12 protein-coding genes are annotated in these 13,379 nt (G+C 55.3%); 4 read left to right on the top strand and 8 right to left on the bottom strand.

Features of this window, described 5'->3' with window-relative positions:
• Positions 1–17: 17 nt before the first annotated feature.
• Complete coding sequence (locus TH63_RS15005; RefSeq protein WP_048921656.1) at positions 18–1,148, bottom strand: sugar phosphate isomerase/epimerase family protein; 1,131 nt, start codon at positions 1,146–1,148, stop codon at positions 18–20.
• A 215-nt stretch (positions 1,149–1,363) separates the two neighbouring features.
• Here TH63_RS15005 and TH63_RS15015 point away from each other — a divergent pair, with 215 nt between their 5' ends.
• Positions 1,364–4,108 (top strand): family 10 glycosylhydrolase, encoded by a 2,745-nt coding sequence (locus tag TH63_RS15015; protein ID WP_048921658.1) that lies wholly within the window; start codon positions 1,364–1,366, stop codon positions 4,106–4,108.
• A gap of 165 nt (positions 4,109–4,273) precedes the next feature.
• Here TH63_RS15015 and TH63_RS15020 read toward each other — a convergent pair whose 3' ends face one another.
• The 4 genes from TH63_RS15020 to TH63_RS15035 form a co-directional block, all read right to left on the bottom strand.
• Positions 4,274–5,677, bottom strand: coding sequence for a Gfo/Idh/MocA family protein (locus TH63_RS15020; protein WP_076606504.1), 1,404 nt, complete (start codon positions 5,675–5,677; stop codon positions 4,274–4,276).
• Between the two features lie 339 nt (positions 5,678–6,016).
• Positions 6,017–6,412 (bottom strand): hypothetical protein, encoded by a 396-nt coding sequence (locus TH63_RS15025; RefSeq protein ID WP_048921659.1) that lies wholly within the window; start codon positions 6,410–6,412, stop codon positions 6,017–6,019.
• Positions 6,413–6,597: 185 nt separating this feature from the next.
• The gene (locus tag TH63_RS19850) at positions 6,598–7,029 is read right to left on the bottom strand and encodes a hypothetical protein (RefSeq protein WP_156180640.1); all 432 of its coding nucleotides are present in this window, start codon (positions 7,027–7,029) and stop codon (positions 6,598–6,600) included.
• A gap of 202 nt (positions 7,030–7,231) precedes the next feature.
• Positions 7,232–7,900 (bottom strand): MCP four helix bundle domain-containing protein, encoded by a 669-nt coding sequence (locus tag TH63_RS15035; RefSeq protein WP_048921660.1) that lies wholly within the window; start codon positions 7,898–7,900, stop codon positions 7,232–7,234.
• Between the two features lie 326 nt (positions 7,901–8,226).
• On the opposite strand from TH63_RS15035, the gene chrA reads away from it, so the two are divergent.
• Positions 8,227–9,600, top strand: coding sequence for a chromate efflux transporter (gene chrA, locus TH63_RS15040; RefSeq protein WP_048921661.1), 1,374 nt, complete (start codon positions 8,227–8,229; stop codon positions 9,598–9,600).
• Positions 9,601–9,667: 67 nt separating this feature from the next.
• Here chrA and TH63_RS15045 read toward each other — a convergent pair whose 3' ends face one another.
• The 3 genes from TH63_RS15045 to TH63_RS15055 form a co-directional block, all read right to left on the bottom strand.
• Positions 9,668–10,411, bottom strand: coding sequence for an SDR family oxidoreductase (locus TH63_RS15045; RefSeq protein WP_048921662.1), 744 nt, complete (start codon positions 10,409–10,411; stop codon positions 9,668–9,670).
• A 200-nt stretch (positions 10,412–10,611) separates the two neighbouring features.
• Positions 10,612–11,403, bottom strand: a complete 792-nt coding sequence (locus TH63_RS15050) for a TerC family protein (RefSeq protein WP_048921663.1) — start codon at positions 11,401–11,403, stop codon at positions 10,612–10,614.
• 127 nt (positions 11,404–11,530) lie between these two features.
• A complete protein-coding gene (locus TH63_RS15055; protein ID WP_048921664.1) occupies positions 11,531–12,022 on the bottom strand; it encodes a YajQ family cyclic di-GMP-binding protein in 492 nt (163 codons plus the stop codon).
• 110 nt (positions 12,023–12,132) lie between these two features.
• Here TH63_RS15055 and TH63_RS15060 point away from each other — a divergent pair, with 110 nt between their 5' ends.
• Together TH63_RS15060 and TH63_RS15065 are read left to right on the top strand one after the other, a co-directional pair.
• A complete protein-coding gene (locus TH63_RS15060; RefSeq protein WP_048921665.1) occupies positions 12,133–12,570 on the top strand; it encodes a GNAT family N-acetyltransferase in 438 nt (145 codons plus the stop codon).
• Between the two features lie 88 nt (positions 12,571–12,658).
• Entirely contained in the window at positions 12,659–13,201 is a 543-nt protein-coding gene (locus TH63_RS15065) for a lipocalin family protein (RefSeq protein ID WP_048921666.1), read from the top strand.
• Positions 13,202–13,379 lie beyond the last annotated feature (178 nt).

A 13,379-nucleotide genomic window follows, 5' to 3' on the forward strand; every position in this document is an offset into this window, starting at 1 on the left:
AAAAAGGGAAATGGCAGCTATTTTTGCTTAAGTTTCTCCATGGTCATGACCGGGATATCCTTCTTCGCATCGGTTGCCAATTCTCTATACTCTTCTGGATTGTACTGGTACCCCTGCTCCGTTAAAGGCCACAGCATTGGCGCCAGGCAAAGGGTGGCTGCTTTAAAGCCCTGCATAATGGCGCCCAGGTTGCCAGTGCCTTTAGATAGGGCGGCCTCATTCTCTATCTCAAAGGGGCCGGTGAAGTTCTGCTGTTGGAGGGTGTTCACAAAGGCCCGCCAATCCATGCTATCTGAGCCCCCGAAGCCCGGAAGCATGGCCTCATAGTGATGCCGGTCCCACTCGTGCCGGGCGGTAGGCACCCCGGCTTTCTGGGCCAGGTCGGGGTTAACTTGTTGCTGGGGATATAAATTCCCCCAGAAGACGCTGTTGCCGTTTCGGGTGCCTTTTACGTGAACGCGGTGCAATCTGGACATATCAGTATTTCTAATGACAGCGCTGGGGTCTACGTGCTGCCAGACGTCATGCGAGGGGTCATAGATTTCGCCGTGCGCCTGACTGGGGATGAGCTCATACATCAGCTTGCGGGCGGCCAGCACCCCGGGCAGGTTATTGAACGTGGTGGCGTAGCCCGCCGAGCGCCAGCCTTCCATGGGGCAGTTCTCATAGAGCACGGTCACGCCCAGGTCCTCAGCATATTGGATGATGGGCGTAAACACGCGGGCGTACTCGTCCAGGTTTTTCTGGAAGCCGTTTTCCTGGTTGCCCAGTTCATGGTTGTAGCCCACAAATGTGCCCACTTTCACGTCATTGGAATCGCCGCCTAGCAGGTGCGCCATCCTGATGAGCCGGAGCAGATGGTCCTGGTTTTTAACGCGGTGAGCCGGGTCTCCTCCTATGAGGTTGTCAAACGCTCCCAGCGAGAGCCGCAATTGGGCCCGGTTAAACTTCTCTAGCACCCGTTGCGCCTCTTCCGGCCCAAAGTTCATATAGTCCAGGTGCGTGGCCACGAAATCATCGCGGGTACCGTCTTTCCGGAACACGCACACGTCCAGCCCCTGCACGCCCACTTCCTTTGCTTTTAGTATGATGTCGTCTAAGGTGAGTTGATCAAACGCCGAGGTCATGATCCAGATGGGATTGTTCATGGGGTTGGGTGCAGGTGAAAGAATAATTGCGTGGCAATGAAATAGGCGAATCTAATCAAAAAAGGCAAATGCCACTCAGGAAAATAGATTATCCTCCTGAACCTCAATAGTTTTACCTCTTCTGCAAGAATTTTAAAAAGCTTTCTTATCTTGGTATAGTATATTATAAATCCAATATATTTCAATATACTTTCTTTCACCTAACAAGTCCCCGCATGAAAAAACTTCTACTCAGTTTCCTGCTATTTTTTGCCCTACACGCCTTTGCCCAGGCGCAGGCCCCCAAACGCGAATTCAGGGGCGCCTGGATTGCCACCTACGCTAATATTGACTGGCCCAGCAAGACTCAGACCCCGGCCCAGCAACGGGCAGCCCTGATCTCCATTCTGGATCACCACAAGGCCACCGGTATCAACGCCATTTTCCTGCAGGTCAGGAGCCAGAGCGATGCCCTGTATGCCAGCACCCTGGAGCCGTGGTCCGCTGATTTGACTGGTACCCAAGGTAAGGCACCCAGCCCTTTCTGGGATCCGCTGCAGTTTGCCCTGGATGAATGCCACAAGCGCGGCATGGAACTGCACGCCTGGATCAACCCTTACCGCGCTATGGCCAACTATAACCAACTCTCTACTTTTGCCCTTAACCATGTAGCCAGGCAGCACCCTGAATGGCTTATTACCTCAGGCAGCCTGCGCACCCTTGACCCTGGCCTTCCGCAGGTGCGCAACTACATTATGACCGTGATTGCCGATATAGTGCAACGCTATGACCTGGATGGCATTCATTTTGACGATTATTTCTACCCCAGCGCTGCTTTCAACGACGATGCCACTTACAACACGTACTCCCGGGGCTTTACTGACCGGGGCGATTGGCGCCGCGACAACGTGAACCTGCTCATTCAGCGGGTGCATGACACCATTGACGTGCTCAAGCCTTGGGTAAAATTTGGGGTATCGCCGTCTGGCATTTACCGCAACAGCACCAACCCAGACATCGGCAGTAATACCAGCGGCCTCCAGCATTATGTCACCTTGTATGCCGATTCTAAAAAATGGCTGCAGGAAGGGTGGGTAGACTACCTGGCCCCACAGGTGTATTGGTATATTGGGCAACCGGGCGCGAACTACGGCGTGGTAGTGCCCTGGTGGAACAACAATTCCTTTGGCCGGCACATTTATATAGGGCTGGCCGGTTACAAGGTGAATGACCCTGCACAAGGCACCTACTGGGCCAACCCCAGCCAAATCCCCAACCAGGTGCGGTTGAACAGATCTCTGGCTAACATATACGGGCAAGCGGTCTACAACACCAGTAGTTTGCGCAGCGCCACTAAGCTGGGCTTCCGGGATTCTTTGCGCACCAACCTTTACCAAAAACCGGCTTTGCTGCCCAGCATGCCCTGGCGTGATGCCACCCCTCCGGCCGTACCTTCCACCTTGGTAGCCAACCGCCACAGCGCTGACTCTGTGTTGCTCACCTGGGATGCTTCGCCCACTGGGCTTAGCCCATTTGACCAGGTAGTACGCTACGTAGTGTACCGCTCTGAGAGTTCGGCCCTGGATATTACTAACACAAGTCAGCTGCTGGCCATTACGCCTACTGCCGGTAACACATTCAGAGACCGCGTGCCAGATGCCTCCAAGACCTATTATTACACCATTACGGCCGTGGACCGCTTCCATAATGAGAGCGCCCCATCTAACGTCACCGATTACACTGCCCCGGTCATTGCCTGCCTGGAGAGCCAGACCCTCTCGCTGGCCACAGAATGCACCGCCGCCCTGCCTGATTACCGCAGCCTGGTGACCGTGACAGATGACGTTTCCAGCGGCAGCGCCCTCACCCTCACCCAGAGTCCCGCCGCAGGAACGCTGGTGTCTGAAGTAGGCGCCTTCACGGTGACCCTTACCGCTACAGATGCCTCGGGCAAGTCTGCTTCCTGCTCGTTTGCGGTGGAGAAACAAGACACCACGCCACCGGTGCTGCTGGCCCAGAACCTTACCCGCTCTCTACAAAATGGCACCGTGACCGTGCTGGCCTCTGAGGTGAACAACGGTTCTTATGACAACTGCACCCTGGATATAAGCAGCCTCACCTTGTCTAAGAGCACCTTTACCTGCGCCAACATTGGCCAGAACATTGTGACCCTCACCGGGAAAGACGCCAGCGGAAACGAGGCCTCTGTCACGGCGACTGTTACCATTGTAGGCCTTCTTCCGGCCCCAGCCATTGCCATAAGCCGCCAGGACCAGACCTATACCGGCCTGCCTGACAATACCATCGCCTTGGGTTACGGCGCCCAGCAGGTAACGCTCACTGCCAGCAATCCCTCCTCGGCCCCAGGCCAGACCACTTACGCCTGGAGCCCGGCCGCCGTCCTAAGCACCACCACGTCTGGCACCACCGTTTTCACGCCCACTACGGCTGGCAGCTATACCTTCACGGTACAAGCTACCAATGAATACGGCTGCTCTCAAAGCGCCCAGATAACCCTGCAGGTGATAGACGTGCGCTGTGGCAACAAAGGCGACAAAGTGCTAGTTTGCCACGCTACCGGCAGCGCCAGAAATCCTTCTAACCCGCTCTGCATTGCTCCTAGTGCTGTACCTGCGCACCTGAAAAACGGAGGCTCACTGGGCAACTGCACCACAGATGTTTTGGCAAGCACCAGAACCTCATCGGCCCTTAACCTGAACGGTCCGGTTCTGGCGGCATATCCTAACCCTTTTGCAGACCAACTGACGGTTAACTTCACGTTAGAGACAGCCGAAGAAAAGGTGACCCTGGAGATTTATGACCTGTATGGCAAGAAAGTGACGCAGGTGTACTCCGGCGCCGCCGAGGCCTTTAAAACCTACAGTTTTGAGGTGAACGCATCGGCTTTGGCCGGAAGGTTCTTCTATGTGCGCCTTATCACGCCAGGCAAGATCCACACCTTTAAACTCAGCCGGCAATAAGCCTTTCAGAGTTTAGCGTAAAACAGAAGCGCCTCCTGAGATATCAGGAGGCGCTTCTGTTTTCAGGACTTTCCAAATCGGGTTTACCTGGGTAACCACTGCAGAATTCCGTTTCTGTTTTAAGCCTGTTTTCAGAAAAACGGGCTTAAAACGGCTCTACCTTTCTTAGCTCAGCCCAAAGCCTACCCGGTACTGGCGGCCCAGGTATTGGTTGGCCTCTGGCAGGTTGGTGAATTTCATGGCGGCCGCGTCCCAGAGGAGTTTCTTGCCCGGGAAACGGGTGGCAATCACGCCCAGCAACATGGTCTCGGTTAACGGCCCCGAGTAGTCAAAGCTGGAGGAGGGCTGGCGTTTGCCGTCTTTGCAGCAATTTACCCAATCCATCTCATGGGTGGTCTCAATTCTGGGGATGGTGGGCGTGGGCGGGGCATAGCCCTGCATGCGGGAAACAGGGATCAGGCGGGGTTTGGCGCCATAGGTGTTGTGTACCAGCTTGCCTTTGTCGCCTAGGTAAAGCACCCCGCCGCCGCGGTCGCCCAGTGGTTCTTCATCGGTCATTTCCTCTGGCCGGGCGGGGGCAATGCCGCCGTCTGACCAGATCAGTTGCACCGGTCCGCGGTTGCCTTTGGCGGCAAACTCAAAGGTGACCTGGCTAGCCAAGGGGTAACTGACCATGGGCTCTTCTTTGGTACCTCCCCAGGGGGTACAGGACGCCTGCACGCTCACGGGCGCGCCCAGTTCCAGGGCCCAGTTGGGGTGATCCAACAGGTGAGCACCCATATCGCCAAGCGCACCCACCCCATAATCGGCCCAGCCACGCCACTTGAACGGGTGGTAGGCCGGATTATATGGTCTTAGCGGAGCGGGGCCAATGAACAGATCCCAGTCCAGGGTAGGCGGCATGCCGAAGGTTTGGGTGGTGCGGGGCATGCCCTGGGGCCAGATAGGGCGGTTGGTCCAGGCATGAACGGTAGAAACCTGGCCTATGTCGCCGTTCCGGATCATCTCCACGGCCTGCATGCCCTCGGGGTTGGAGTGGCCCTGATTACCCATCTGGGTGATCATCCTTGCCTTTTTGGCGGCAGCCGTTAGAAGGCGGGCCTCCTCCACCGTGTAGGTGAGCGGTTTTTCCACGTACAGGTGTTTCTTGCGCCGGAGCGCCTCCAGGGCAATGATGGCGTGCGAATGGTCTGGGGTGGCGATCATGACCGCATCAATATCACGGCCCATTTTGTCCAGCATGACGCGGTAATCCTTGAAGGTTTTGGCGTTGGGGTATTCGGCAAAGGTTTTGGCGGCAAAGCCGAAGTCCACATCGCAGAGCGCCACAATGTTCTGCGTGGCCATGTTCCTGAGCACGCTGGCGCCGCGCCCGCCCACGCCAATGCCGGCAATGTTGAGTTTATCGCTGGGCGCCACAAAGCCGGGGCCGCCCAACACGTGCCGGGGGAAGAAGTAAAAGCTGGCCACTGCCAGGCCGGCGCCTTTTACAAACGTGCGCCGGCTAATGCCGTTAGAGGTCTCCTTTAGGGGTTCTTTTTCTGGAGAGGCTTGGGGTTCCGTTGACATAAGGTTGAGGTTGAAAGGTGAGCGACCAAAACAAAAGTGCAGATATTGCTAGCAAATAACCTCCACCCTACTCCTGCTCCTCCTACCTTCGCCGCTCCAGGCAAACGCACAGGTGAGGAGATTGCCTTCGCCGTTAATACCTCGCTCCGGAGTGGTGGTCTTTGCCGATTTTAAGGTAATTTTTTTTGTCGCCCTGCCCAAGTGGCGGCAAAAAATTTACAGCATCTGGCACAAAAGTTACAGCATGCCTTTCAAGGTGAGCCCCTGAAGAGGCCATGCCCGTTTTAAGCCTGTTTTCAAGAAAACAGCCCCGAAACAGAAACTGGTTAACCCCCACTCTCAGGCAGCTTTCGTTTTCAACGGGTGCCGGAACGTGATCAACCCAAAAAGCACCGCGAAGATCCCGTACAGCCCCAACAGCACCCACACGGCATCCCCTGTTTGCGGTACTGTCTGCGCCCCTTTCAGCAAGGCCATGGCTCCAATAAAGAAGTGCGCAAAGTTGCCCATGGCCAGTGGACGTGCGTAAATGCCGCCTATTAAAATGCCTTTCGCCATCCAGTTGAGCATGGCAAAACCCAGGTACAATGCCCCTAGTAACTGCCCCAGCAAAGCGGTACTACCACTGGGCTCAACGCCTAAAAACCTAAGGGCCTCCAGGGGAAGAAAAGAAAACACCAGACCTATCAGCCCCATCAGGCAGGCACTGGCCAGCATCACTAGTTTTGTGTTCATAAGGTGGGTTAGAGGAAAAAGACAAGGGCCAAAACTACACAATTAACCGAGGCTTAAAAAAGCAGTGCCCGGCAGGATCTGGGTCCTGCCGGGCACTGCCGGGTGTACTCTGTTTTGGGCCCGTTTTTCAGAAAACAGGCCCAAAACGCCTTAAAAAGAAAATGCAGAGACTGCCTGCGTTCTGGTTATTTACTTAATGGGGCACCTACCGGAACAGCGCAATCATGCCCGGGCTGGCCATGCGGCGGGTTCAGACCCTTAGCCGTGGAGATGGGTGGGGCCGACGGCAAAACCGGGGCTTGCGGCACCGCTGATGGCGTACCGGAGGTGATGACAGGGACCGTAGCCGGCGCCGAATTCAGGGGCGCCCCCACCTGAATATCGCAGCGGTGGCCCGGCTGGCCGTGCGGCGGGTTCAGGCCCGCGGTAGCGCCAGACGCGGCCGGTTGCGCGGGTCTCTCCCAGGGCTGGGCCTGCGGGGTGCCCGGGGTTGCCGTAGCGCCCGGCTGGGAAACGCCCTGCGGCGCGGTAGTATTAGACTTATTGTCTCTTGGCCCGGAGCAACCGGCCAGCGAGAAGAGGGAAACAGCTAGTACTAAAAGGGTATTCTTCATCATGATGTTATGGCGTAAAGACAGGAAGTGGGTTTGCGGGGCTTCCGTTGGTGAAGATAAGAGAAACAGTTGGAAGTGCCACTTCCGTTCCCTGCCATGCCTCATGATTTCTCTTTCTGACTGGCTGCCGTCTCTGCTAAAGGGTTCTAGTGCCAGGCGTTGCATAACGGTTAGCGGAAGGTCTTTTCACTCACCGGCACAAAGCTTAATTGAGCATTGGCTTCTGCGGAAATTTGGAGATCTTAGATTTAGACGCGAAGACCAACATCAGAATCATGACGCCAATGCAGATGATGAGCACCAGCTCAAACTGGGTTAAAATGGTGGAACCGGCCACAATCTGCTTTGACTGCTCGCTTAAGCGCTTCCCTTCGGCCACTTGTATATGTGACAACTGGTTAAGGTGCCCAGAGGCCAGGGTGTATTGGGCATCCATTTGCCGCTGTCCGCCAGGTGTCTCCTGCCCTGCGGCTGCCTTGGTCAGGAAACCGGTTTCCAGGGCCTGAATGGCGGCCATATTCTGCTTTAAGGCGCTAAAGTGCCGGGACTCGTCTTGGGTAAGCTGGGTTTTTTCATAGTCCTGGAGCAAGGTGGAAATAGCCGCGTTGCTGGAGGTTAACTTGTCCTGCAGCAGGGCATAATCCTTTACCTGGTAGTAATTGTCTACCGTCATCTTTTTCTGGTACAAGTGCCCAGACAGCTGGAAGATATAGCTTTCCACCAGCAACCGGTCTTCATACACCGCCGCAAAAGAGGTACCTAACTGGCGCACGTACTTGCTGTCCAGCATATTTTTAGCCAACACCAACACCAGCACCAAGGCAAGCAGCATAGCGGCTTTTCCTTTCTGTTTGACACTATAAGCCCATTTCATCTTGCCTGTAGTTTAAATGGATAATAGGTCCGCCCCTAACGTTGGCACTATTTGTAAGGCTTGATGGAGGCAGCCCTGCTATGAAGATACAACATTTTGCGGCTAAAAACCAGCCTTTTACGCTCTACCTCCGCATCTTCATGGGCTTGTTCCAGCACTGCAGCCTTACGCGTCCAGAGCTTTCCCTGGCCATGGCCGGCAGCTTCTTTCTTGGTGGTCAACCAGAAAAGGGACTTGGCAGTATACCACCCATCTGGTGTAAATGAACGTTGCCCCGGCGCCCTTTTACAATACCCTCAAGGAATGTTACTTTTACCTACCTTCTTATGACACAATCTCCGCCGGAAACTCCACCAGAAAAAGCCGCTAACGGGCCGCTTCCCCCAGAAAAGCCCTCGTTCAAAGAGGCATTCCTTTTCTGGCTGAAGCTGGGGTTTATCTCCTTTGGCGGGCCGGCCGGGCAGATTGGCATCATGCACCATTTTCTGGTAGACCAGAAACGCTGGGTCTCAGACTCCAGGTTTCTGCATGCGCTCAACTACTGCATGCTGCTGCCGGGGCCCGAGGCCCAGCAACTGGCCACCTACCTGGGCTGGCTTATGCACGGGGTAAAGGGCGGCCTGGTGGCGGGCATCCTGTTTGTCTTGCCATCGGTGTTTCTGCTGCTGGGGCTGAGCATGGTCTATGTCTCTTTCGGGCAGATCCCGTGGGTGTCGGCGCTGTTCTATGGGCTGAAGCCTGCGGTGGTGGCCATTGTGGTGCTGGCCCTGCTCAAGATTGCCGGTAAGTCTTTAAAGAGCTGGTTCCATTATACCATAGCCGCGGCCAGCTTTGTGGCCATCTTCTTTTTGCAGGTGCCTTTCCCACTCATCATTCTGGTCACGCTGGCCCTGGCCTTTGCCTTGCAGAAACTGCACCCGTCCTTTTTGGAAGAAAAAGCAGGCGACACCACGGCCCACGCCAATGAAGAGGCCTATTACCTTAATGCCCATAGCGTGGTGGTAGGCGCAGGGTTCAACCTGGTGCGCAGCGCTACGCGGGCTTTGGTCACCCTGGTGCTGTGGGCACTCCCACTGGTGCTGTTCTATTTCCTTACCCGCCAGTTCAGCTTTTGGAGCACCTTAATTACCTTCTTCACCAAGGCCGCCCTCATCACCTTTGGCGGCGCCTATGCCGTGTTGCCGTACGTGGCACAGGTGACGGTAGAGAAACTGGGCTGGCTTTCCAAATATGAGATGATTGACGGGCTGGCGCTGGGCGAGACCACGCCGGGCCCCCTCATTATGGTGCTGGCCTTTGTAGGGTTTATGGCGGGTTTCCACCAATACGGGGGCTCCCTGGCCATGGGCGCGCTGGGCCTTTTCACTACTACCTTTTACACCTTCCTGCCCTGCTTTTTCTTTATTCTGGCTGGCGCGCCCATCATTGAGAAGACCCGCGACAACGGCACCGTGAAAGCAGTGTTAGGCGTGGTGACAGCCGCCGTGGTGGGGGTGATTCTTAACCTGACGGTGTACTTCGGGAAGGCGGTTTTATTTCCTGAGCAAGTGTCTCTAGCCGGCCTGGAGGTGTTCAGCCTGGTCTGGATTATTATCTCCTTTGTGGCCATGTACCGGTTCAAGATTGGCATGATCCCCTGGATTGCCGTCAGCGCCCTGGCAGGCCTGGGATATTACCTGGCCATGGGTGGTGTCTCCTGAGCGGAATTCCTGCACTATTAAATTTCTGTTTCGGGCCTGTTTTTTTGAAAACAGGCCCGAAACAGGTTTAGCTCAACCGGGCATTCATCTGGGCAGAGAAGGCGTCGTTCTCCGCGCGAGAGGCGTTTCTTCTTTCCTCTGAACTGCCAAACCCTACTTCCAACTCCCCCTGGTCTACGCGCTCCATTACAGAATTTGTAAACTCGTTCAAATCGGCACCGAAGGTATGTAGGCCAGCCCCACCCAGGTCTGTGTTGACGGCAGGCGGTACAATCTCCACTACCTCTACATTGGTCTTAGCCAGCAAGTACCGCAACGACATGGTATAGGAATGCAGGGCGGCTTTGGTGGCACAATAGATAGGCGCGAAGGCGGCCGGGGTAAAGGCCAGGCCCGAGGTTACATTCACAATGGCCGCCGTAGGCTGCTCCTTCAGGTGCGGAATAAACAGGTGACACAGGTGGATAGGCGCCCCCAGGTTAATGGTTATTTCCTGCTGCGTTTCGCGCCAGTCTTCCTGCTGCGCCACAGGGTTGATGCGGCGCTGAATGCCGGCATTGTTGACCAGCACGTTGAGCTGAGGAAAGGTAGTAGTTGCCCACTCCAGCAAGGCCACGCGGTCTGCCTCCACGGCCACGTCACACACCCGGGTGTGCAGCGCAGGATGCTTCTGTTGGGCTTCCTGCAGTTTGTCCTGGCGGCGGCCGCAGATAATGACGGTACTGCCGGCCTGTAAAAAGCGTTCGGCCATGGCCAGGCCAATGCCCGAGGCGCCCCCGGTCACCAACACGGTATTTCCAGCTAATTTCATAGTTTTTGTGTAGAGGTAAAAGGAAAGATTGGTAAGGTTTACTGGCCCGCGCCTAAAGAGGTTCGCTTACCCTGAAAACCTGGGGCTGACGCCAGCCTGTTTCCAGCCCATTTTCCCAAAAACACCCCCAAAACAGAAAAACAAAAGGGCGGAAACCGTTTGCACCGTCTCCGCCCTTTGCCTGCCACCTATGCAGTTTCTTACATTAGGGTGTCTGGGTTGTTATCGTTGTCCAGGATCTCGTTCTGGCGCAAGTGCACCGGCACGGTTTTCTTCCTGAGCCTCATGTTCAGCATCTCCACTACCAGGGAGAAGAACATGGCAAAGTAGATGTAGCCCTTAGGGATGTGGGCGTGCATGGCCTCCACCATGAGCATCACCCCAATCAAAATCAGGAAGGAAAGGGCCAGCATTTTCACGGTAGGGTGGTTGTTCACAAACTCGCTCACGTACTTGGCAAAGGCCAGCATAATGCCCATGGAGATGATCACGGCTATGATCATCACGCTCACGTGGTCCACCAGGCCCACCGCGGTTAAGATGGAGTCAAAGGAGAAAACAATGTCTACCAGCACAATCTGCACCAAGATCTTGCCCATGGAAGCGGTACCGCCGGTAGCGGTGGCACCTTCCTCCTCGCCTTCCAGCTTGTTGTGAATCTCGGTGGTACTCTTGGCCAGCAGGAACAAGCCCCCACCAAACAAGATGATATCGCGCCAGGAGACATCAAACGGCTCATCTAGCCAGAACAGGTTCCAGGTGACCAGGGGCTGGTTGGCGTTGACAATGTAGCTGATGAAAGAGAGCAGTATGATCCGGAAAACCAGGGCCAGCATAAGGCCTATGGTACGGCCGCGGGCCTGCTGGGCCTTGGGCAGCCGGGCCACCACAATGGAGATGAAAACAATATTGTCAATCCCCAGCACTACCTCCATAAAGGTAAGGGTGAGAAGACTTAGCCAGACATCGGGGCTGGAGAATAATTCAATCATAGATATAAGCTGAAGAGGGAAAAGAAGGATACGGGCCGCAAGTTAGCAGAATTTACCGCAGGCAACAGAAGGGGGCGGCTAAGAAACCTCCCGCACTCCCTATCTACTGGTATACCAGCTAACCGCCTTATGACTTCATGTTCACAAACTGCAGCGGAATGCCCAGCTCGGCGCGGCGCAGCATGGCCATCACCTCTTGCAGGTCATCAATCTTCTTGGCGGTTACGCGCACCTGGTCATCCATGATGGCGGGCGTCACCTTCAGCTTGCTGTCTTTGATGAGCTTTACAATCTTCTTGGCGTCTTCCTTGTCAATGCCGGCGCGCACTTTCACGTCTTTCTTGATCATGGCGCCGCTGGGCACATGCTCATTGGTGAAGTCAAGGGCGGTGGCGTCAATCTGCTGCTTTACAATCTTGCTCAGGATAATGTCTTCAATCTGGCGAAGGCGCATGTCGTTCTCGGTGACTAGGTGCACCACGTTGGTTTTCTTGTCCAGCTCCACGCTGCCTTTGGTATCCTTGAAGTCAAAGCGGGTCTGAATTTCTTTTTTTACGGTGTTGATGGCATTTTCCAGGGTCTGCGGATCAACTTTGCTCACAATATCAAATGATGGCATAACAGGATTTTAGATAGAAAATTTATTTAAATACGCACTTCTTTTACACGAAGCCGATCAAAGTTACTAGTTTAGCGGGATTTTACGGAAAAGAGCTTAAAAACGCAGTTATGCAAATTATTCAGCCCTCTACCTTCCACGAGTTTGAACAGTATTACCGTTTACGCTATGAAATGTTACGCAAGCCCTGGCACCAGCCGCTGGGCAGCGAACGCATGGAAGATGATGACACCGCAGTACATTTAATGGCCATCAATGATGATTCAGGAGAGATCATGGGTGGCTGCCGCGTACACATGGAAACCGACACTGAGGCGCAGCTGCGCTTTCTGGCGGTAAGTGCCCAGTACCAGAACAAACAGGTAGGCCGCCGCCTGCTGCAGGCCGTGGAAGAGGAGGCCCGCAAGATGGGCGCCAAGGAACTGATCGTGCAGGCCCGCGAGTACGCCAAGAACTTCTACAAGCGTAACGGCTTCATAGAGGAACACCCTACCCACCTGCTGTTTGGCGAGGTGCAGCATTACCAGATGCGCAAACCCCTTTACTAAATGCCCCCGTATACCCGGTTACCGTTCCAGGTAGCCGGTGGTCGGCTGATGGCCTCCTGCCCCGGGCGGGTTCACGCCTTTAGCCACCATGAAAACCTCCAAACTTCTTCTCAGCCTTGGCGCCGGGCTTCTGGCCTCCGGAGCGTTATATGCGGCGCTCAGGCCCCAGCCTGCGCCCCTGCCAACGGTTTCTTCGGTAGACCTGGCCCGGTATGCGGGCACTTGGCATGAGATTGCCTCTTTCCCGCAGCGGTTCCAGCGCGGCTGCCAGTGCACCACGGCCCAGTACACCCTGAAAGAAGGCTACGTAGAGGTAAGGAACACCTGCCGCAAAAACGGCAAGCGCACCGGCATTACCGGTAAGGCCTTCGCGGTAGAGGGCAGCCACAACGCTAAGCTGAAGGTGCAGTTCTTCTGGCCCCTGCGCGGCGACTACTGGATCCTGGGCCTGGCCTCCGACTACTCGCACGCCCTGGTGGGCACCCCAGACCGCAAGTCCCTCTGGATTCTGGCCCGCGCCACCACCCTTCCCGCCCCCATTTACCGGCAATTGGTGCAGCAGGCCCAACAACTCGGCTTTGACACGGCCCTGCTCCAGAAAACCGATCAGAGTTGCAAAGAAGAGCAGTAAGTAACCATCCAGGCGTAACTTTTCTCTCTGTCATCCTGAAAGGACCTTGTGGGCGTACTAGAAAAGCAATGTAGTAAACGCTACTGCCGTTCGCTACCGAGATCCTTTCAGGATGACAAGATGTAGGATGTGGTTTGAGGGTTATGGCCATAAAAAACAGGACACGTATAGGGCACCT

This window comes from Rufibacter radiotolerans (genome assembly GCF_001078055.1).
Taxonomy (GTDB): domain Bacteria; phylum Bacteroidota; class Bacteroidia; order Cytophagales; family Hymenobacteraceae; genus Nibribacter; species Nibribacter radiotolerans.

Bases quoted from the DNA above. Each gene is read 5' to 3' on its own strand.
- TH63_RS15050 (WP_048921663.1), bottom strand. From the start codon at position 11,403: ATGATTGAATTATTCTCCAGCCCCGATGTCTGGCTAAGTCTTCTCACC.
- TH63_RS19850 (WP_156180640.1), bottom strand. From the start codon at position 7,029: ATGATGAAGAATACCCTTTTAGTACTAGCTGTTTCCCTCTTCTCGCTG.
- TH63_RS15045 (WP_048921662.1), bottom strand. From the start codon at position 10,411: ATGAAATTAGCTGGAAATACCGTGTTGGTGACCGGGGGCGCCTCGGGC.
- TH63_RS15005 (WP_048921656.1), bottom strand. From the start codon at position 1,148: ATGAACAATCCCATCTGGATCATGACCTCGGCGTTTGATCAACTCACC.
- TH63_RS15035 (WP_048921660.1), bottom strand. From the start codon at position 7,900: ATGAAATGGGCTTATAGTGTCAAACAGAAAGGAAAAGCCGCTATGCTG.
- TH63_RS15025 (WP_048921659.1), bottom strand. From the start codon at position 6,412: ATGAACACAAAACTAGTGATGCTGGCCAGTGCCTGCCTGATGGGGCTG.
- TH63_RS15065 (WP_048921666.1), top strand. From the start codon at position 12,659: ATGAAAACCTCCAAACTTCTTCTCAGCCTTGGCGCCGGGCTTCTGGCC.
- TH63_RS15015 (WP_048921658.1), top strand. From the start codon at position 1,364: ATGAAAAAACTTCTACTCAGTTTCCTGCTATTTTTTGCCCTACACGCC.
- chrA (WP_048921661.1), top strand. From the start codon at position 8,227: ATGACACAATCTCCGCCGGAAACTCCACCAGAAAAAGCCGCTAACGGG.
- TH63_RS15020 (WP_076606504.1), bottom strand. From the start codon at position 5,677: ATGTCAACGGAACCCCAAGCCTCTCCAGAAAAAGAACCCCTAAAGGAG.
- TH63_RS15055 (WP_048921664.1), bottom strand. From the start codon at position 12,022: ATGCCATCATTTGATATTGTGAGCAAAGTTGATCCGCAGACCCTGGAA.
- TH63_RS15060 (WP_048921665.1), top strand. From the start codon at position 12,133: ATGCAAATTATTCAGCCCTCTACCTTCCACGAGTTTGAACAGTATTAC.